This window comes from Rhodococcus ruitaii (assembly GCF_055230935.1).
On record NZ_JBUYWC010000007.1, the window covers coordinates 205335 to 224831 of the forward strand.

At 65.2% G+C, this 19497-nt stretch carries 20 protein-coding genes; 9 read left to right on the top strand and 11 right to left on the bottom strand.

Annotation, left to right across the window (positions count from 1 at the left end; all coding sequences use genetic code 11):
• Nucleotides 1–2: 2 nt before the first annotated feature.
• The 4 genes from ACZI8W_RS10695 to ACZI8W_RS10710 all read right to left on the bottom strand — a co-directional run bounded on the left by ACZI8W_RS10695 (nucleotide 3) and on the right by ACZI8W_RS10710 (nucleotide 2681).
• Nucleotides 3–689, bottom strand: coding sequence for a TetR/AcrR family transcriptional regulator (locus ACZI8W_RS10695; RefSeq protein ID WP_463368470.1), 687 nt, complete (start codon nucleotides 687–689; stop codon nucleotides 3–5).
• 196 nt (nucleotides 690–885) lie between these two features.
• A complete protein-coding gene (locus tag ACZI8W_RS10700; RefSeq protein WP_463368471.1) occupies nucleotides 886–1362 on the bottom strand; it encodes a helix-turn-helix domain-containing protein in 477 nt (158 codons plus the stop codon).
• A gap of 435 nt (nucleotides 1363–1797) precedes the next feature.
• Nucleotides 1798–2091, bottom strand: coding sequence for a hypothetical protein (locus ACZI8W_RS10705; RefSeq protein ID WP_463368472.1), 294 nt, complete (start codon nucleotides 2089–2091; stop codon nucleotides 1798–1800).
• Between the two features lie 128 nt (nucleotides 2092–2219).
• Nucleotides 2220–2681, bottom strand: a complete 462-nt coding sequence (locus tag ACZI8W_RS10710) for a MarR family winged helix-turn-helix transcriptional regulator (protein ID WP_463368473.1) — start codon at nucleotides 2679–2681, stop codon at nucleotides 2220–2222.
• Nucleotides 2682–2876: 195 nt separating this feature from the next.
• Between ACZI8W_RS10710 and ACZI8W_RS10715 the strand changes: the two genes are divergently transcribed.
• Nucleotides 2877–3443, top strand: a complete 567-nt coding sequence (locus tag ACZI8W_RS10715) for a TetR/AcrR family transcriptional regulator (protein ID WP_463368474.1) — start codon at nucleotides 2877–2879, stop codon at nucleotides 3441–3443.
• Between the two features lie 42 nt (nucleotides 3444–3485).
• Here ACZI8W_RS10715 and dnaN read toward each other — a convergent pair whose 3' ends face one another.
• Together dnaN and ACZI8W_RS10725 are read right to left on the bottom strand one after the other, a co-directional pair.
• Nucleotides 3486–4610, bottom strand: coding sequence for a DNA polymerase III subunit beta (gene dnaN, locus ACZI8W_RS10720; RefSeq protein WP_463368475.1), 1125 nt, complete (start codon nucleotides 4608–4610; stop codon nucleotides 3486–3488).
• Nucleotides 4607–4972, bottom strand: a complete 366-nt coding sequence (locus ACZI8W_RS10725) for a hypothetical protein (protein ID WP_463368476.1) — start codon at nucleotides 4970–4972, stop codon at nucleotides 4607–4609. The genes dnaN and ACZI8W_RS10725 overlap by 4 nt, the downstream gene beginning before the upstream one ends.
• 174 nt (nucleotides 4973–5146) lie before the next feature.
• Between ACZI8W_RS10725 and ACZI8W_RS10730 the strand changes: the two genes are divergently transcribed.
• On the top strand, nucleotides 5147–5965 hold the full coding sequence (locus ACZI8W_RS10730; RefSeq protein ID WP_463368477.1) for a MerR family transcriptional regulator: 819 nt from the start codon (nucleotides 5147–5149) through the stop codon (nucleotides 5963–5965).
• A gap of 59 nt (nucleotides 5966–6024) precedes the next feature.
• Here ACZI8W_RS10730 and ACZI8W_RS10735 read toward each other — a convergent pair whose 3' ends face one another.
• The 5 genes from ACZI8W_RS10735 to ACZI8W_RS10755 form a co-directional block, all read right to left on the bottom strand.
• Entirely contained in the window at nucleotides 6025–6750 is a 726-nt protein-coding gene (locus ACZI8W_RS10735) for a FadR/GntR family transcriptional regulator (RefSeq protein ID WP_463368478.1), read from the bottom strand.
• A 61-nt stretch (nucleotides 6751–6811) separates the two neighbouring features.
• On the bottom strand, nucleotides 6812–7645 hold the full coding sequence (locus ACZI8W_RS10740; protein ID WP_463368479.1) for an ABC transporter ATP-binding protein: 834 nt from the start codon (nucleotides 7643–7645) through the stop codon (nucleotides 6812–6814).
• The gene (locus tag ACZI8W_RS10745; protein ID WP_463368602.1) at nucleotides 7642–9720 is read right to left on the bottom strand and encodes a dipeptide/oligopeptide/nickel ABC transporter permease/ATP-binding protein; all 2079 of its coding nucleotides are present in this window, start codon (nucleotides 9718–9720) and stop codon (nucleotides 7642–7644) included. Before ACZI8W_RS10745 ends, ACZI8W_RS10740 begins: the two co-directional genes overlap by 4 nt.
• Nucleotides 9720–10679 carry an ABC transporter permease gene (locus ACZI8W_RS10750; RefSeq protein ID WP_463368480.1) on the bottom strand — a complete coding sequence of 320 codons (960 nt, stop codon included), beginning with the start codon at nucleotides 10677–10679 and terminating at the stop codon, nucleotides 9720–9722. The genes ACZI8W_RS10745 and ACZI8W_RS10750 overlap by 1 nt, the downstream gene beginning before the upstream one ends.
• Before the next feature lie 45 nt (nucleotides 10680–10724).
• Complete coding sequence (locus tag ACZI8W_RS10755; RefSeq protein ID WP_463368481.1) at nucleotides 10725–12350, bottom strand: ABC transporter substrate-binding protein; 1626 nt, start codon at nucleotides 12348–12350, stop codon at nucleotides 10725–10727.
• 281 nt (nucleotides 12351–12631) lie between these two features.
• Here ACZI8W_RS10755 and ACZI8W_RS10760 point away from each other — a divergent pair, with 281 nt between their 5' ends.
• The 7 genes from ACZI8W_RS10760 to ACZI8W_RS10790 are packed head-to-tail and all read left to right on the top strand — an operon-like array spanning nucleotide 12632 to nucleotide 19490.
• The gene (locus tag ACZI8W_RS10760; RefSeq protein ID WP_463368482.1) at nucleotides 12632–13705 is read left to right on the top strand and encodes a Gfo/Idh/MocA family protein; all 1074 of its coding nucleotides are present in this window, start codon (nucleotides 12632–12634) and stop codon (nucleotides 13703–13705) included.
• Nucleotides 13702–14691, top strand: a complete 990-nt coding sequence (locus ACZI8W_RS10765) for a Gfo/Idh/MocA family protein (protein WP_463368483.1) — start codon at nucleotides 13702–13704, stop codon at nucleotides 14689–14691. The genes ACZI8W_RS10760 and ACZI8W_RS10765 overlap by 4 nt, the downstream gene beginning before the upstream one ends.
• Nucleotides 14688–15734 carry a Gfo/Idh/MocA family protein gene (locus ACZI8W_RS10770; RefSeq protein WP_463368484.1) on the top strand — a complete coding sequence of 349 codons (1047 nt, stop codon included), beginning with the start codon at nucleotides 14688–14690 and terminating at the stop codon, nucleotides 15732–15734. Before ACZI8W_RS10765 ends, ACZI8W_RS10770 begins: the two co-directional genes overlap by 4 nt.
• A gap of 43 nt (nucleotides 15735–15777) precedes the next feature.
• Complete coding sequence (locus ACZI8W_RS10775; RefSeq protein WP_463368485.1) at nucleotides 15778–16695, top strand: dihydrodipicolinate synthase family protein; 918 nt, start codon at nucleotides 15778–15780, stop codon at nucleotides 16693–16695.
• Between the two features lies 1 nt (nucleotide 16696).
• Nucleotides 16697–17626, top strand: coding sequence for an ROK family protein (locus tag ACZI8W_RS10780; protein ID WP_463368486.1), 930 nt, complete (start codon nucleotides 16697–16699; stop codon nucleotides 17624–17626).
• Nucleotides 17623–18330: an N-acetylmannosamine-6-phosphate 2-epimerase gene (locus tag ACZI8W_RS10785; protein ID WP_463368487.1), complete on the top strand. Its 708-nt coding sequence runs from the start codon at nucleotides 17623–17625 to the stop codon at nucleotides 18328–18330. Before ACZI8W_RS10780 ends, ACZI8W_RS10785 begins: the two co-directional genes overlap by 4 nt.
• Nucleotides 18327–19490 carry an N-acetylglucosamine-6-phosphate deacetylase gene (locus ACZI8W_RS10790; RefSeq protein ID WP_463368488.1) on the top strand — a complete coding sequence of 388 codons (1164 nt, stop codon included), beginning with the start codon at nucleotides 18327–18329 and terminating at the stop codon, nucleotides 19488–19490. Before ACZI8W_RS10785 ends, ACZI8W_RS10790 begins: the two co-directional genes overlap by 4 nt.
• Nucleotides 19491–19497 lie beyond the last annotated feature (7 nt).

Below are 19497 nucleotides of genomic sequence, written 5' to 3' on the forward strand. Positions count from 1 at the left end.
CATCAGATCCCCATTCCGGTGGTGGTCAGATCGGCCACCACCTGCTCCAACGGCCGACCCGGTGGGGCGACCGCCACAAGACCTCGAATTGTCGCTGTGAGAACAAGTTTCACGTACTCGTCGTGGGTGAATATCGGCAGTTCACGATGGGTTGCGCCCAATTCGGTGTCGACGGCCAGTTGGTTCGTGACGTCGCGGCGCTGATCCTCGAGCCCGTCCGATCTCGTCTGTTGATTCTCGTCGGCTACCGAGTAGTTGATGGCATTTCCGGCGACCGCGCTGGACAGTGCGATGGCCACGTCGGGTGTGTACCCTCGCCGACTCAACGCGACAACCTCGTGTGTCATCAGGCGACGCCCTGCTTCTCCGCGCGGGAAGAGGGTCTGCATGTAGGTGCCGAGTCCGGGGTGGGCGAGGACGTATGCCCGCAGTTGCATCCCGAACGACAACAGGTGCTGTGTCGGGTCGTGGGTCGGGTCGTCGTGCAGGACGAGATCGCCCAGCAGGCTTTCGCCGACGACTCGTTCGAGCCCCCAGCGGCCGTCGACGTACCGGTACAGGGCGGTGGTGGACACCCCGAGTTCGGTTGCGACCGCGCTCAGGCTCAGGTGGCGCATGCCGATGCTGCGACCGACGCGAACGATGTCGTCGATATCGATCCTGCGCGTGCGTGTGCCCAGCCGAGCCACCTGCTCACTACCCCGATCCCTTGAGTTGAACCCCATAACTTAGGGGAGTCTAAGCTTCCTTTCTGGTGGTGGCAAGGGCGTGGATGGGACTCGTGAATAGAGCGCATTCGCGCCAATCATGACGCTTGACCCCCTGCCCGCAACTCATTCGGACGATGATGCAAGTTCCCGGGGGCGGGTGTGCGGGCGAGTCGAGTCAGTCGTCGATGTCGAGCTCGTCTTCGAGCGCGCGCAATCGGTCGAATGCCTCGTCCTGCAGATTCTGCTGAGCGCTTCTGTAGGCGAGCACATCCTCGCTGAGTAGGCGAGTATGCGATCCGCGCCTGTGCGCGGGCAGTGCTTCGTCTCGCACGAGCTTCATCAGTGTGGGTCGGGATATTCCCAGAATCTTCGCTGCGGTCGTGGTGGTGATTTCAGTGGGAATGCTTCCTACCGTCACTGTCCCGCCGCGGCTGACTATGTCGAGTACCTGACCGAGTACGCCGGTCAGCTCCATGGGGAGCGGGAGGGCATCGGTGTTCGGTGTGGAGAATGTGATCGTGTATTCACCGCGGCTCGACGACGTGTCGCCGGTCCCGTGGATCCGGTCGTTGAAAGCGCGAGCTTGTGCGATCTCCTCCGCGGTCAAAGACAGAACGGTCCGGTCTTCTCGCGCGATGTGCTGGGCGCTCATGGACTCGACCTCCTTGACGATTGCTGCGGGTCCGACGCTGTAACCGTAGCTACTTTCACTTATAACTGCAAACGTTAGGTGGTGGGGTCGAAGGCATTCGCGGCGGTCGGCCGCGGGCCGGCGGGTTGTCGGGAGTGGAAGTGCGGTTGTGTCGACGGCGAACAACGACGTTACGTGGAGCAGCCGCTTCCGGCGTGTGGACAACCTCCCGCACCGCCGGCCGCGGACACACCGGAGCGTCAGCGACCCCGCCCGGACGCGGTCGCGTTCGACCTTCGCCCCGGACGCCCCGATGCCACTCTCATCGCCGAATCTGCGTGGCGTCGTGCCGCACATACTGCACCGACGGCAGGAGGGGCTGATCTGCGGGCTCACCCCGAATTGCGTTCTGCCCTCGCAGCGCATCTTCGAACAAATCGCGGAATCGATGCTACATCAGATGATTTGGTGATATTTCCAGGCGTTGCTGCTGCCGTGCGTGTTCGTGCTGTGGCGGCTGGACTCGATGGCCGAGATGTCGCCTTCGAAGACCCCGAATATCGTCGAGCCGGGAGCGCGCTGGTTACCGAGGGCGCTCGCATCCGGCCCGTCGCGATCGACGGAGACGGGTTGCCGCCGCACCTGCTGGCAGACACCGATTCGGCAGTGTATTGCACTCCTACGCACCAATATCCGATGGGCGCGCGGATGCCTGTCGCGCGACGGGCCGAACTTGTCGCGCGGGCGCACGCGGCGGGCACCCTGGTGATAGAAGACGACTACGATGGCGAATTCCGGTACGACGTGTCGGCGCTCCCCGCGTTGCGCAGTGTCGACGGTGGTCGCGACTGCGTCGCATCACGCGTCGGCCCGCCCGCTCAGAGCGCGGTCGTTTTCCCTTCGGCTCGCGGCGTCACCGCTTCGAGGTTCTCGCGCATCGTGGCCAGCGTCCGTAGCACGGTCTCGTAGTCCTCGGCGGAAACGTCCTTGGACAAGATTTGCGCGGTGCGTGCCTGCGTGCGACTCATCTGCGCGAGCAGTTCGCGGCCGGCATCGGTGATCAGCATGGTGGTGGTGCCCGACTCGGTCGGCTCCAGGAGCAACCAACCCTTGTCGGTCAGCGAGGTGAGCAGTTCGTCGATTTGGCCGGAGGTGTAGAAGGCGGTCGCTTCCGCGGAGAACTGCTCCAGGGTCAGATTTGGGTCGTCCTGCGCGGTGCGCAGCGCCTGCCAGTGACCCCGGCCGACGCCGTGTGTCTTACGCAGAATCCCGTCGACGTAGCGGTGCAGGGCGTTGTCGACGGATTTGATCAGGTAGCCGAGTGGCGGCTTCTTGTTCATGCGTGTCTTCCTCTCTCACCAGGCACCCGCACAGCCGGCGCGCCACCGAGCTGGGTGTCCGGCGCTGGTGGTGGGTGCGGAGCCGTTCATGGGACACTCCTCATGTCTGGATGCGTCCTCCGGTCAGTAATCGGAGGATCTATCCGTTCAGTATACGGAGGGTGCGTCCGGATAAGTCAAGGGAGGAGCAAACATATGGCCACATCGACCGGGAGAGCGCTGCGCGTCGACGCCGCGCGCAACCGCGCGGCTGTGGTCGCCGCGGCTCGTGCGGCCTTCGCGGACCGAGGGGTCGAGGCACCCCTCGAGGAGATCGCTCGAGCGGCGGGGGTCGGCCCCGGCACGCTGTACCGGCACTTTCCCACCCGATCGGACCTGGTGGCCGCTGCCGTCGCCGATCACGTCGCGGAACTGCGCGCCGACGCACATCACCTGCATGCGGCGGAGGACCCGGTCGACGCGTTGCTGCGCTGGATCCGACTGCTGGCCGATTACGCGAGCACATATGCGGGCCTGCCCGATTCCGTGCTCGCCGCGGGACCGGACAGCGAAGGGCCGCTCGCGCACATCTGCCGCAGTCTGGAGACGCTCACCGACGATCTGGTGGCGCGAGCGCGGGTACTGGGGCGGGTACGCGCGGAGGTCGCCGGCGAGGACGTGTTCGTGATGGCCAACGCGTTGGCCTGGGCCGATGGCCACGATCCCGAGCATGCCCGCAGTGACGTGCGCTTCGACATCCTGATCCGGGGCATCCTCCAGTGAGCGCCGCGGCCTTCGCGACGCCTGGCGCGGGTGGCGTCCTCATCAGCTCGGTGGCCGGACCGGCATCACGACATAGCGCAACCCGACGGTGTCGTCGTCCGCTGATCGGATGGTCGCGGCCTTGGTGGGGCCGTTCATTGTGATCGTGACGGTGTCGGCGTGGACCGCCCCGAGTCCGTCGAGCAGGTAGCGCGGGTTGAACGCGATCGGGCCCGGGTCTCCGGTGATCTGGCATGCGAGCGATTCCTCGGCGCGTCCGTTCGAGTCGGCGCCAGCGCTGAGCTGCGCTCTGGACGTGGTGAAGCTGAGCAGAATCTGGGTTCCGCGCGGTGACAGCAACGACACTCGCTTGACTGCGTTGACGAACGCGGCGGTGTCGATGGTGGCTGTGGTGGTGCCGGTGTTGTCGAGGTAGCGCTGGTACGGGACGAAGTCGAGGTCCAGAAGGGCCAACGTGCAGTGCTGACCGGCGGTGCGCAGTCCGAGTGCGCTGTGTCCCGATCCGGCAGCGATGTGGATGTCGGTGCCGGTGAATGCCTTTGCTGCGTCGGCCAGCGTTCTGGCGGCCACGACCAGGCCGGATCGATGTGAGTGGTCGTCGATGTCAGAGGCCGGAACCCAACCGATGTCGCGGATGGCGATGCGGAACCGGTCGGTCGCGACAAGCCTGAGGAATGCGGGGTGGCGTTCGATCTTGATGCCGGTGAGCATCGGCAAGGTGTCGTCGCGCCCGGCGGCGACGACGACTTGCGCGACCGCTTCTGCGAAGTCATCGAGTGTGGTGGTGCCGGCAATCGGGGGTGTGTCGGGAAGGGCGGGGTAGTCGTCGATCGGCATGAGAGGGAGCGTGAATCGGATGTCGTCGCAGACGATATGCAGATCGGTGTCGTCGGCGCACAGGTCGATCGGTCGTGCAGCGGGAAGGGAGCGGGTGATCTCGCTGAGGAGCTTGCCGGACACGAGAACCGAGCCGGGTTCGGAGACGGTGGTCGCGGTGATCGCAGAGCGTGCGGAGACTTCGTAGTCGAACGCCGAGAGTGTCAGGGAGTCGGGATCGGCATGAATGACGACACCGGCGAGTGCCGGTACCGGAGGGCGGTTCGGGACACTGTGCTCGATGCCCGCCAACGAGCTGGCCAGCGTGTTCCGCGTGAGTCGTAGTTTCATCGCTCGTCTCCTGCGGATCGGGTACGGACTTCGAGTCGATGGAACAGCGAGCTCGCGCGGGCGTGGGCGGCCTGTTTGGAGCGGTAGCCGAATACCTGCGCGATCAGGCTCCAGTTGTGTCCGCTGTCGCTGGCTGCCCGCATCAGATCGAGTTCCAGCCGGTCCAATTCGCTGCGGGCTCCCTGCAGCATTATCGCGGCGGCGCTGAGCACCTCGAGGGACAGTTCGGAGTCACCACGGTTCGCGATGTCGAGTGCCGACCGGATCAATGCTGCGCGATCGACGTTGTCTGGCTGTGGTGGATGCTGTCGGCCGATCCACGTACGAAGGAGTGCTTCCTCGAGGCTTACCGGGTCTGTCACGCTGCGAAGCGTACAACAGTCGTCAAAAAAATTTTGACAGGTCAAAGCGGGCTGAAGGTGACGCTTCGTTCCGGGTGTGGAGAATGTGAAAAGTTGTGAGAGGACGAACGGTCGTTGCCCCTGTCCGGTTTGTTTGACCCTGCCACGGTGTGAGGCCGTAGAACGGGTGGCGTCATGTTGAGTATCGGAGATTTCGCCAGGCACGGACGAGTGTCGGTTCGGATGCTGCGCCACTACGATCTGCTCGGGCTGCTGGTGCCCGATCGGGTCGACCCCGTCAGCGGGTACCGCTTCTACGAGGTCGGTCAATTGGCGCGGCTGAATCGGATCGTCGCGTTGAAAGAGCTTGGGTTCACGCTGGACCAGGTGGGCCGGGTACTGGACGACGCGGTCACCAGCACCGACATGCGCGGCATGCTGACGTTGCGCCGCGCTGAACTCGAGCAGCGGATAACCGCAGATCGGGATCGGCTCGCGCGGGTCGAGGCGAGACTCCGGGTAATCGAAAGGGAGGGCGCAATGCCTACCGATGAGATCGTGGTGAAAGCTGTTCCGGCGATGCGGATCGCCGAGCGTAGCACCGTCGTCGCCGACTTCGCACCGGAGACGATCGGCCCGGCAGTGGGGCAACTGTTCGAGGAACTGGGCGTCGCACTGGATCGGGAACGGATCGAGTGCACCATGCCGGCGGTCTGCTACTACGACCAGCGGCCCGACGGCTCGGTGGTGGCGCACGCGGGAATGACGGTGCGCGTCGATCTCTGCGCCTCGGATGAGTTCACCGTCGTCGACCTTCCCGAGATGCCGTTGGCGGCAACACAGGTCTACAGCGGTGAGATGGAAGGCGAGCTCGAACCGCACCAGGACCTCGCGCAATGGATCGAGGACAACGGCTATCGCACAGCGGGACCCAGCCGGGATGTCACCTTGGTATGGGATACGGATGCCGGCAGATGGGTGACCGAACTCCAGGAACCCATCGCACGCGTGTGACCGCCCGGCTGCCGGAGTTCTCACGTCGGCTCGGCTCCGGCAGCCTCCTGGGTGACTGCCTACGGGTGCATCACCCGAATCCGGTCGCGAAGCCCACGGAAGTGGACTTCCAGCATATGCGCTGCCTCGACGGCATCGCCGGTCTTGATCGCATCGAGAATGGCGCGGTGCTTGGACGCAATGTCGACGAGCGGGGTTTCCGAATGTCCGATGGCTTGTTGAATTTCGCTGTACACCTGCCAGAAGACACCCATGAGCTGGGCGAGCACCTTGTTGTCCAATGGCGCGTACAGGCGGCTGTGGAAGGCCGCGTCGATGTCGGAGAAGAGCTCTCCCGCCGCAGCACGAATCTCCATTCCGGTCACCAGTTCGTCGAGATCCGCGTGATCGGCGGCGGTCATCTCCGTCATGGCCGCACCGATCAGGCCGGTCTCGAGAGCCTGACGGATATCGGCGAGTTCCATTGCCTCGCGGCCGGTGCCTTGGAGCGACAATCGACCACGGAACGTCAACCCGTCGGCGAGAGCATCGAAATTGCTGGGAGCCACGAACATTCCGAATCCGTGACGAATCTCCACCACGCCCAGGGCCTGCAACACCTTCAGGGCCTCCCGCAGCGTGTTTCGGCCGACGCCCAGTTCGTCGGAGAGCTCCGCCTCCGTGGGCATCGGATCGCCGGGAACGAGCCGTCGTTCGAGGATGAGGTTCATGATGTCCGTCTGAAGTGCTCGCATGCGGTTCTGTGCGCCGTAACGAGCGCCATGTGAGCCAGTGCGTACAGACATCGATTCCCCTTTTCCGAGACGAGTGTCAACCATCCTATGTCCGGTCGTGCTCTCCACCGGATCACCCCACTTCGGCGGTACGTTGCAGCAGACTCGGTGCCGCGCCCAGCAGCTTCGCGGTGTACGCGTCCGAGGGATTGTCGAAGACTTCCTCGGCGGTTCCCTGCTCCACGATGCGCCCGGCGTTCATCACGACGATCGTGTCGGATACGTACCGCACCGTCTGGATATCGTGCGAGATGAAGACCATCCCGAGGCCGAGCCTGGCCTTGATGTCGCTGAGCAGGTTCAGGATCTGCGCACGCACCGACACATCGAGCGCCGAGGTCGGCTCGTCCGCAACGATCACATCGGGTTCGAGCGCCAATGCGCGGGCAATGGCCACACGCTGACGCTGACCACCGGAAATCTGGCTGGGGATGACTTCCAGAGCCGACAGCGGTAGCCCGACGAGACCCACCAACTCGCGCACTCGGGCGGCTCGGGCCGCACGCGTACCGATGCCGTGGACGTCGAGGGGATCGGTGAGGATGTCGGCAACCGTCATCCGCGAGTTGAGCGCGGTGGCCGGGTCTTGGAAGACGATCGAGATTGCGCGCCCGAACTCCTTCCGTACGGCTGCCGTCCGAACCAGTGCACTGCGGCCACGGAAGAGCACATCCCCGGACGTTGGCTTCTGGAGTCCCACCATGACTTTCGCCAGTGTGGATTTTCCGCACCCGGATTCGCCGACGATACCGATCGTCGTGCCCCGCTCGACAGCGATGCTGACATCGTTGACGGCATGCACGGTTCCGGGCCGGAACAGCGATCCCGAGCGCGTCTTGTGGATCACATGAATGTTCTTCAGTTCCAGGATCGGTGGTTCCTCGACCTGCTGACCGACTGATATCACGGCACTGTCTCCAATTCCGGTCGGGCGAGTTCGGACGAGGCGGACTGGTTCGCGAACCAGTGTTCGGTACCGTCGACACGAACCATCTGGGGCTTCCGATTCGGATCCGCATCCGGGCGCGTCGAACGCTCCGCGAATCGGTCGCCCGGAGCGAAATTACCGGGTGAGGGCACGGTTCCCTGAATCTGATGAAGTCGCGGCGCCTCGTCTTCGATCGACAGCACGGCTCCGAGAAGGCCCTGGGTGTACTCGTGGCGAGGATCGGCGAGTAGATCGCTGGTGGGTGCCGACTCCACGACCTGACCGGCATACATCACAGTGATCTTGTGTGCCAGCGACGCAACCAAGGCCAGGTCGTGGCTCACGAACACCATCGCGAACCCGAGCTTGTGGCGCAGGTCGTTGAGCAAGTCCACAACCTGGGCCTGAACGGTGACATCGAGCGCTGTCGTCGGTTCGTCGGCGACGATCAACCGCGGGCTGCGGGTAAGGGCCATGGCAATGAGCACGCGCTGACGTTGCCCACCGGACAACTCGTGCGGGTAGCTGGCGAGCGTGCGGACGGGATCGAGCCCGACGAGTTCGAGCAGGTCCGTCGCTGTGCGCGTGCCGCCGCGTTTGGTGAGCTGCTTGAACTGCGTGCGGATCAGCATGGCCGGATTGAGGGAGCTGAGCGCGTCCTGGTAGATCATCGCCATGTCGTGCCCGCGCAGCCGGTTGCGCTCGCGGCTGCCGAGATCGAGGACATTGACGCCGTCGAACAGGATTTCACCGGTAACCACCGCGGTCTTGGGCAGCAACCCCATGATCGCCAGCGAGGTGAGCGATTTGCCGCAGCCGGATTCGCCGACGAGGGCCATCGTCTCGTGCGGGCGGACGGTGAAGCTCACGTTGTCGACGATCGCCGTGTCGCCGTAACGTTCCGGGAACCGGATCGTGAGGTTACGAACCTCGAGAAGGGGCTCGGCATCGCCGCTGTAGACCAGCCGATCGGAACGGCTCCGTTCGGTGTCGGCGAGAATCTTCAAGTGGGCTTCGAGGGGCGTCGGGTCTGCGGTGTCGTTCAGCACGTCCGGCACGACACTGGTGACGTCCTCGTCGATCAACGTCGACGCATCCGCCGGAATAGCCGCAGCTTCGTCTTCGAGGAGCAGTTCGTTGGAGGTCTCCTCCGCGGCAGCGGTCTGTGCTGCTTCGAGCGCCGACGCCGACCGCTTGCTCTTCTTCAGACGCGGATCGGCCATCGCGTCGGTGAGACCTTCGGCGAGGACGTTGAGAGCGAGCACCGTCGCCAGGATCAGCAGACCGGGGAACACCGTTGCCCACCAGCCTCCGAGGAAGACCATGTTCTTCCCGTCGGCAATCACCGATCCCCAGGACGGATCCGGCGGGCTGACACCGGCGCCGATGAACGACAGGCTGGCTTCGAGCACGATGGCGTCGGCGACCATGACGGTGCAGAACACGAGCACCGGGGCCGCGCAGTTCGCCACGACGTGCTTGATGACGATGTGCGATGTTCGCGCACCGATGACCTTCTCGGCCGCAACGTAGTCCTCGCCGTACTGGGCGAGCACATTCGCGCGGACGACGCGGGCAACCATCGGGGTGTAGAGGAACGCGATGGTGACGATCAGAACGGGGATCGAACCGCCGAACGCCGCGACGAGAACGGCAGCGAGTGCGATACCGGGGAATGCCATGACCACGTCGAGCATCCGCATGATGGCTTCGTCGATGGCTTTCCGGCTGGTCGCCGCAATCGAGCCGATGAGTGCGCCGGCGCACAACGCGAGGAAGGTGGAGCCGAGACCGATGGTCAGCGACCACCGTCCGCCATACAGCAATCGGCTGAACAGGTCTCGTCCGAGGCTGTCCTGACCGAACCAGTGTTCGCTGCTGGGGCCTGCGGTGCCCACCGCCTGCTCGAGCGGGCTGTACTGGACGATCACCGGCGCGAACAGGCACGCGAGCACGATGATGCCCAGCACTGCTATCGACAGCCAGGCCGACAGCGAGAAGCGGGTGAAGCTGGTTCCGGGACGCGACAGCTTCTCGGTGAGTCTTCTTCTGATCATGCTGCGCTCCGGAGTCGTGGATTGACGAGCAGGTACAGGATGTCGACCGCGAGGTTGACGACGACGAAGCCGACCGCGATGACGATGACGACTCCCTGCACCACAGCCGGGTCACCGTTGGTGACTCCGTTGATCATGAGCTGGCCCATGCCGGGTAGCCCGAAGATCTGCTCGATGACCACGGCGCCGCCGAGGAGGTAGCCGATTCGCAGACCCAGCACGGTGAGCGGGTTGATCAGGGCGTTGCGCAGGACGTTTCGGCCGATCACCACGGGGTACGGCAATCCGCTGCCGATCGCCGTGCGCACGTAGTCCTTGTCCAGTTCTTCGACCATGGAGGTGCGGATGATACGAGTGAGCTGCGCAGACACCGGCAGCGACAGTGACAGCGCGGGCAGTGCCATGTAGAGCAGCCACTGGCTCACCGAGTCGTTCGGATTGACATAACCGCCGGTGGGAAACCAGCCGAGTTGCACCGCGAGATACTGGATCATCAGCAGCGCCAGCCAGAACGAGGGTGCAGCCACCCCGCCGAGCGAGATCACGCGGATCACCTGGTCGGGCCAGCGGTCGCGGTACAACGCACTGGTGACACCGAGGATCAGCGAGATCACGATGGCGATGATCAGCCCGAGAACCGTCAGCTGAACGGTCAACGGCAACGCAGTGGAGATCGAATCCCACACCGGTGCACCGGAAATCAGGCTGTCGCCCATGTCGCCACCGAGTAGATCGGTCACGAAGTGCACGTACTGCAGCGGCAGCGGATCGAGAAGTCCGTTCTGCTCCTTGAACTGCTGCAACTGCTCTGCGGTCGGATTGCCGCCGTTGAACGCCGCGGTTGCGGGATCGGTGGGGGCGAACTGCATCACGATGAACACGAACGCGATGATCCCGAGTATCAGGGGAATCAGTATCAGCACCCGTTTGATCAACATCGGGAGGACTCTGGCCATCGGAGGATCTCTCAGTTGTCGGAAGATGTGCCGCGCGCGCCGGCGCTAGGCGGGCGTCGTCTGGAGCAGGTTGACGCCGGGGTACGGCAGAGGCGTGACGTTCGAGACCTTCTGCGGATCCCACGCTGTCAGCAGTTCTTGGTGCAGGACGGGGTAGTAGACCGCATTTTCGGCGATCTGATCGAGGTAGGACTGCACGAGGGTACTGCGCTTGGCGGGGTCGGTTTCGCGGGTCGCCTCGTCCATGGTCGCGTAGATCCGCTGCGCCTCGGGGCTGTCGTCCCACTTGGCGTAGGTCTTGGTCCACAGGCCACCACTGCTGTACGTATAGCGGACCAGCAGGTCGACGTCGCTACCGAATGCCTGCGGGTTGGACGTGCCCGTCGCTACCTGGAACTTCTGGCCGCTGTTGAGCTTGCTGATCATCGCGCTGGTGTCCTGCGGTTCCAGGGTTGTGTTGAGCCCGACCGCATCCCAGGACTCTTTGATGGTCGGCAGGCAGTCGGCGAGCCAGCTGACGTTCGTGGACAGCAGGGTCACGTCCATACCGTCGACGCCGGCCTCTGCGAGAAGCGCGCGAGCCTTGTCCGGATCGTAGGAGTACACCGTCGAGGCTCGGGCGTAGTCGGGGTTGCTTTCGTAGAGGTAGCTGGTAGCGGGAGCGGCCCTGCCTCCGAGGGCGATCTCGATCATTCTCGGGGTGTTGATCGCGTAGAACATCGCCTGCCGGACGCGGACGTCGTCGAACGGGGCTTGGGTGGTGTCGAACAGCAGGTACATCAAGTTCATGCCCTGATTGCCCTCGACGGTGCGTCCACCGGAGGTGAGGGTGGAGACGTTCGCGACGGGAATGTTGTCGGCGAGTTGTGCGCCGGCGCTGGCGCCCGAAATCCGTGCGATCCGCGACGAGGTATCGACGATCGACAGCCAGTTCATCGTCGAGAAGTTGGCGGGCCGCGGGCCGTTGTACGCGTCGTAGGCTTCGAACGCCGTGTTGCTCTTGGGAGTGTGACTCGTGAGCTTGTACGGACCGGAGCCGACGACGAGGGTGCCGGACTTGGCGTCTTCCCAGTGTCCGTCGAAGACATGCTTGGGCATGATCTTGGCAATCGAAAGTCGCTGGGCGGCAGCACTGAACGGGTAGTGGAAGTTCAGTGTCACGGTCTGATCGTCGACCTTGGTGACCGACTGCAACCACGGGGAGAAGAACGAGCGGATCAGCACGTTCTCCTGGGGGTCGAGAATGCGCTCGAAGGTGAAGACGACGTCGTCGGCTGTCACCGGCGTGCCGTCGTGCCAGGTGGCGCCATCTCGGAGCGTCATCGTCCAGTTGGAGGCAGTGGTGTCGGTGGGTACGGTCTGGGCGAGCGCTGCGTACGTCTCACCGGTCACCGGGTCGTTCTCGAGCAGGCCCTCGTAGACATGGTTGATCGCGGCCATGAGGAATCCCGACGCGGTCTGTGTCGGATCGAAGCTTTGGTCGTTTCCGTAGCCGATCGCGGTGGTGAGATCGCCGGTGCTCGACGCGCCACCGACCGTGGAGGTCGACGACGGGCCGCCCCCGCAGGCTGCGAGCGTTGCAGTGATGCCTGCCGCAGCTCCCAGCAGGCCGGTGTATCTGAACAGGTCGCGACGGGTGAACGCGGAGCTCAGTGGGCGTTCGTTCTTCAAGGCGGCCTCCAAGGCGGGGGAGCAGGACCGGGTGAATCCACGGTAGACGGGGGATGTCCTACGTTCGACGTCCGATGTTGCGTAACTTACATCTCGGAACGGTGCTCGTCTAGAGAATCGTGCGAACTCGAGGTTCGCCGGACCGGGCCCTCCCGGTGTTCCAGCCGGAGATCGGGCTATTGACCTGCGAAAATGACGACCATGCTACCGGAGCTGGATTGACGACCGGCCTCGCTGAACGTATAACATAGGACATCCCTTATCCAATCTATGGAGACTTCATGAGCCGATACGACGTCGGTGTGATCGGTTGCGGATTCTTCGGTAGCTCCCTTGCCCGCGAGTTTGCTGCACATCCACGGTTCGAACTGACGATGCTGTGCGACCAGGACGCCGGTAGGGCGCGGGAAGTCGCAGCCGAGTTCTCCGCAACCCCGACCGAGGACCACAACGAGGTGGCGACCCACCCGGACCTGGACCTGGTCGTCGTCGCGACACCCAATCACGCCCACACCGAACCGGCCCTCGCTGCCTTGGCGCGCGGGAAGGCCGTGTTCGTGGAGAAACCCCTCGCGGTGGACCTCGCCGATGCCCGCGCAATGCTCGCGGCCGCCGACGTCAACAGGGTGCCGTTGATGGTCGGGCACATCATGCGCATGATGCCGGGCGTCCGACGCATGGCAGACCTCGTTCGCTCAGGGGACCTGGGCGCCGTTGCTGCCATCGACGCCTCCCGCTCCCGCTGGATCGACACCGACGGAGCCGACCCGCACTGGTGGAAGCTCGACAAGAGTCGCACCGGCGGGGAGCTGACCCATGAAATCCACGAACTCGACCTCGTGTGCTGGCTCGGCGGCGAGGTGAGCGCGGTGGCGAGCATCGCCACCGCTGACGACGGCTTCCGGGATACCCTCGTCTCCTTCGCCGGGGGCGCACTCGGCCGGCATACGATCTCGACACGGTCGCACGTGTCCACCTGGGAGCTGACGATCAACGCCGCAGCAGGGGCGCTGCACGCCGATTTCCACACCGGGCAGGTCACCCGACTGCGGGGTGGTCAGGTCGAAGACACGTGGCCGATCTTCGACGTGGCCGCCGAGAACGAGTCCTTGATCGAGTCCGCCACCCGAACACAGAAGTACAACTCGGGCAGTGGGGGAAGCTCGCTCTGGATGCAGGCAGCCATCCGCCACGAACTCGAGGAAATAGCGGAAGTCCTCGATGGAGCAGTCGCGGCCGACTCGCCGTTGATGCAGGCCCGTGAACGCGCCCTCGTCGTCGCCGATCAGGTACGACGCGGAGGTGGAGAACCGGCCGCTCTGTCGGTCGGTGCACTGTCAGCGGGCGTCCGATGACCGTGCGGGTTGCCGTGATCGGAAGCGGTGGCATCGCCCGCGACCACGTGAGCGCCCTCGCCGCGATCCCCTCCGCCGAGGTCGCCTACGTCTACGGAAGTGACCTCGCCCGCGCGGCATCGGTTGCCGCGCTGGCCCCGGGGGCGAAGGCAAGCGTCGATCTCGGCAGCATCCTCGCCGACCCGTCGATCCATGCCGTCGACGTCGTGGGCGCCACTCCCGACCACGCACCCGTCACCATCGCGGCCGGACGCGCCGGAAAGCATGTGCATGTGGAGAAGCCGGCCGCTTTGACGGTTGCCGACTTCGACACCATGGTCGACGCCACCGCAGGCACCTCGCTGATGGTCGGGCAAACGGTGCGTTTCCAGCCGTCGATCACCTCGATCGGCGAATCGGTCGGCCGGGGCGTCGTCGGTGATCCCCGTCTGATCCATCTCAGCTGGTACACCGGGCACGTGTGGCCGGGCGGCTGGCGCGGCTGGCAACACGACAAGGCCCGCTCGGGAGGGCACCCGGTACACAACGGAACCCACGCTCTCGATCTCGTGACCTGGTTGATCGGCCGCCGCCCGGTCCGGGTCTTCGCCCGTAGCTTCCCGACTTTCGCGGCGGGCATGCCTGTCCACGACAGCTTTCATCTCACCGTCCGGTTCGAGGACGATTCCCTGGCAATGATCGAATTGGCCTACGCACTACCGCAGTCGGGAAAAATGGTGCGACGGATCGTCGTCTCGGGGACGAACGGAACGCTCGCACACGACACCGGCGACGACCCCGGTCTGATGACCGACACTGTCACGGCCCCGCCGTCCTCGATCGAAGATGCGATGACGCACCAGATGCGCCACTGGATCGGCACTCTCGACGGTTCCGCGACCCCGATTGTGGAGAACTGGCAAGTGCGGGCAGCTCTCGCTGCAGCGGTCGCCGCCCAGGAATCACTCGAGACCGGCCGCGCTATCACGATCGAAAGGCAGCCATGACGGTCATCCGGATCGGATTCGCCAGCGGAGTGCGGCACGCCGGTTCCTATGCGGAACTGCTGCGCTCGGACCCGCACGTGGAACTCGTCGCGGTTGCCGATGAACCCTCGGCTCCCGGCTGGGTACGCGACGACGGCGCAGCGATGGCGGCCGCCGCCGGCATTCCCTGGATCGACGACCTCGCCGATCTGCTCGATCCCGAGCGGATCGACCTGGCGATCATCTGCAGCGAACCGACCCGGCACGCCCGCCTTGCAGTTGCGGCATTGAACGCGGGACTCGATGTCCTCGTGGACAAGCCGGTGGGGGTCGACGAGGCCGAAGCGGCAGCCGTTGAGCACGCCGCCGAGGCGAACGGGCGAATCTGCACGGTGGTGAACCGCACGCATTCCCCGGCCCTGCGGCGTCTGCGTCGCTGGATCGACGCGGGGAATCTGGGTCTGCCGCGCCATGTGGACATCGAATTCCTGGCAAGCGGAACACATTTTGCCACGTCGGTCGAGCGTCCCGAACTGGTGGTCGATCCCGCGCTCTCCGGTGGGGGCGAAGTAATGAACTTCGCCGGCTACGCAGCCGACTATCTGCGCTACCTCACCGGTCTCGACGTCACCGAAGTCCACGCCGAGACGAGCACTCTCTACGGTGGCGCACACGCACAGTACGGCGTCGAAGACACCGCGCTGATCTCGCTTGCGCTCGAACACGGAGTCACAGCTACCGTCACTGTCGGAAGGATCCCTGCAGCACCGGGTTTCGGTGCCAATGCCGCAACAGTTAGAGTGCTCGGCTCGCACGGGTACGCAAGCAGCGACGACGACAAACCCGCGGTGACCCATTTCGGTACCTCCGGGAACGTGCACGCCCTCCCCATCGGTGGCTACGGCTCCGACAACGCCGTGTCCAGCTTCCTCTCGCACCTGCTCGATCGTCTCCCTACCCGCACTCGGCCGGACTACACGATGTCCGACGCGCGAGCATCGATGCGCGTCATCGACGCCGCGTACCGCTCTGCCGCGTCCGGGCAACCGGAGTCCCTGTCGTAGCGCGCCCCACACCCCGAACCCGACAACAGCACCAGGAGAGCCCATGACCACCTTCAGCGGAATCGTGCCACCGATCGTCACACCACTGACCCTCGACGGCGACGTGGACACCGCATCGCTCGAACGTCTGCTGTCGCTGCAGATCGACGCCGGCGTCGACGGACTGTTCATCCTCGGCTCCTCCGGTGAGGTCGGCTATCTCACCGATGCCCAGCGCGCACAGATCGTCCAGACCGCTATCGGGCACGTCGGCGGGCAGGTGCCGGTCCTCGTCGGTGTGAACGACATGACCACCAACCGGGTCGTTGCCGTCGCCGAACAGGCACGCGAGGCCGGAGCAGACGCGATCGTCGCTACCGCACCGTTCTACGCACTCACCGATGAGGCCGAAACGGCAACGCACTTCCGTACCATCCATGCGGCAGTGGACCTTCCGTTGTTCGCCTACGACGTACCCGTCCGCGTACACAGCAAGCTCGACACCGCAATGCTGGTGGCTCTCGGTCGTGAAGGCGTCATAGCAGGCGTCAAGGATTCGAGCGGTGACGATGTCAGCTTCCGGATGCTGCTGCGCCGGTCGGCCGATCTCGAGAACTTCGCAGTCTTCACCGGCCACGAGGTAGTGGTCGACGGATGCCTGCTCATGGGTGCCGCGGGCGCGGTCCCGGGCCTGGCCAACGTCGACCCTCACGGCTACGTACGGCTGTGGCGAGCTGCTCGGGCAGGTGACTGGGCCACCGCCAAGGCCGAGCAAGACCGCCTCGCCGATCTCTTCACCATCGTCGACGCGCCCGCCCCGGGCCGTGTCAGCGCCGGCGCCGCGGGCCTCGGTGCATTCAAGACGGCGCTGGCGCTGCGCGGTGTGATCACGGGCAACACCATGTGCGCCCCGATGCTTTCCCTCGACGAGTCCGAAACAGCGACGGTCAAGGCCGTTCTCGAACGGACGGGACTGCTCTGACATGGTATCCGGGCAGGAGCGATGGATCGGCGTCGACATCGGAGGCACCAAAGTGGCCGCCGCGGTCGTCACCTCCACCGGGGATGTGATCGACACGGTTCGCGAGGCGACGCCCACAGCGGGAAGCGCGGCAGTACTTGCCACAGCTGCCGGGCTGATCGACCGACTCAGAGCCGATCACGAGGTGAACGGAATCGGAGTCGGTGCCCCCGGGATCGTCGACCGGGAGCGCGGACGAGTGACCTTCGCCTCCGACATCCTGTCCGGATGGGCCGGTGCCGAGGTGCGTGCCGCACTCGAAGTGCACACGCGGCTTCCGGTGACGGTGGACAACGACGTACGGGTGATGGCGCACGGTGAGAACCGGCTCGGCGCCGGTCGAACTGCCGGCTCCGCATTGTTCGTCTCGATCGGCACCGGAATCGGCGGTGCGTTCTCCCTGGGCGGCCATCTGCATCGCGGTGCCCACGGAGCAGCCGGCGAACTCGCCCACCTGGTGATCCCGGGCCGTGGTGCGATCACGTGCGGCTGCGGACGCTTCGATCATCTCGAGGCAGCGGTCTCCGGACCGGCAATGGCAGCCGAGTATGCCGCGCGTGCGCAGGTAGCTGTTCCGCCGTTGCAGCAGGTGGTCGCGACGATGCGCGCCGGTGATCCGATCGCCCGTGCGGTGATCACCGGTGCCGGGGCACTGCTGGGTCGTGTCCTCGCAGGTGTCGCCACCGCGTTCGATCCGCAGGTGATCGTCATCGGCGGGGGTGCGGCACAGATCGGACCCGATCTGCTCTCCCCACTGACCACCGCTTTTCGCGGCGAAGCCCTGGGGCCCGTTGCCGACACAGATATCCTTCCGGCACGGTTGCGGACCGACGCACCGCTCATCGGCGCCGCACTCCTGGCCGCCGAATCACGAATCGAGGTAGTGGGATGATTATCGACGAGTTGATGACGACCATCGCCGGGAAGCTGATCGTCTCCTGCCAGGCCGGGGCGGATCATCCGCTGCGCGACACCCCGACCATCGTGCGCATGGCCCGGGCGGCGGTCGCTGGAGGTGCCGCGGCGATCCGGTGCGGCGGAGTCGGCGGAACCGCTGACGTTGCCGCGGTGGTCGCGGCGGTGGACGTGCCGGTGATCGGACTGACCAAGATCGGCGCTGCCGGGGTGTTCATCACGCCGACCCGGGAGTCGGCGCTGGCAGTGGTGGACGCCGGTGCGCAGATCGTCGCCGCAGACGCCACAGTGCGTCCGCGCCCGGACGGACTGACATTTGCCGATACGGTCGAGGCCGTCCATGCCCGCGGCGTTCTCGTGATGGCAGACTGTGGAACCGCCGAAGACGGTATCGCTGCGGCCGAGGCAGGTGCAGACATCATTTCGAGCACGCTGGCCGGATACACCGAGAACAGCCGGCGTCTCGCCGGACCCGATCTGGAGCTGATTTCCGAACTGCGACGCGCTCTTCCTTCCGCGGTGCTCATCGCCGAGGGCCGGTACCACACCCCCGCTGACGCGGCGCGTGCGATTGCCCTCGGTGCAGACTCGGTGGTGGTCGGCACCGCCATCACCGACCCCTCGTTCATCACATCCTCGTTCGCAACGGCGGTGTCGGACGCACCTCGGATGCCGTCGTGATTCTGCGCGGCCGACTCATCGCGGGCGGGCGTGTGCTGCCCGACGGCATCGTGGAGACGGCCGGTGATCGTGTCGTGTGGGCCGGGCCCGCTTCCGAACGGACCGACCCGATACCCGACCCGTCGTCGACGACGATCCTCCCCGGCCTGGTGGACGTCCATTGTCACGGCGGCGGCGGATTCGGGTTCCCGGAAGCCGACGGAGCCGGGTCTACGGCAGCTGCCGATCATCATCGACTGGGCGGAACCACCTCGGTGTTCGGATCGTTGGTGTCGGCACCTCCCGAGATTCTGCACGCCCGGATCGAGCTGATGGCGACGCTGGTGGACTCGGGCACACTCGCGGGAATTCATCTCGAAGGCCCGTTCCTGTCGGTTTTGCGCTGCGGTGCGCAAGACCCGGCCAGCATTCGTGACGGCGATCCCGCGCTGCTCGAATCGCTGCTGGAGGCCGGTCGCGGTCACATTCGTTCGATGACCATCGCTCCCGAAACACCGCACTTCGACGAACTCGCCGGTATGCTCGAGCAGCATGGAGCGGTGGTGAGTATCGGACACACCGATGCATCCAGCCCCCTCGCGACCCGTTCGATCGCGCACTCCTCGTCTGCACCGCTGAGTGCGACGCATCTCTTCAACGGCATGGCCCCGATGCATCACCGCGACCCCGGAGCGGTATCGGCGTGCTTGGCGGCCGCTGCCCGTGGGCAGATGGTGGTCGAGTTGATCGGTGACGGAGTGCATCTCGCCGACGCCACGGTCGCGATGGTCTTCGATCTCGTCGGCCCGCACCAGATCGCCCTGGTGTCCGACGCGATGGCTGCCGCGGGTATGCCCGACGGCCGCTACCCACTCGGCCCGCTCGATGTCGAGGTGGTCGACGGAATCGCACGGCTCGCCGAACAGGGCGACGCCGCCATCGCGGGCGGGACGAGTCGATTGATGGACATCGTCCGTCGCGTAGTGCGCCATGCCGGGGTGGATCTATTGTCGGCAGTGACCGCAGCCACGGCCACTCCCGCGGCGCTCATGGGTCTGACCGGAGTCGTCGGTGATCTCCTACCGGGTTGCCGCGCCGACCTGATCGTCACCGGCCCCGAACTCGATACCCGCGCTGTCATGGCCGCGGGTCGTTGGCTCACGAACACCACGGAAAGGTGAAAGGCAG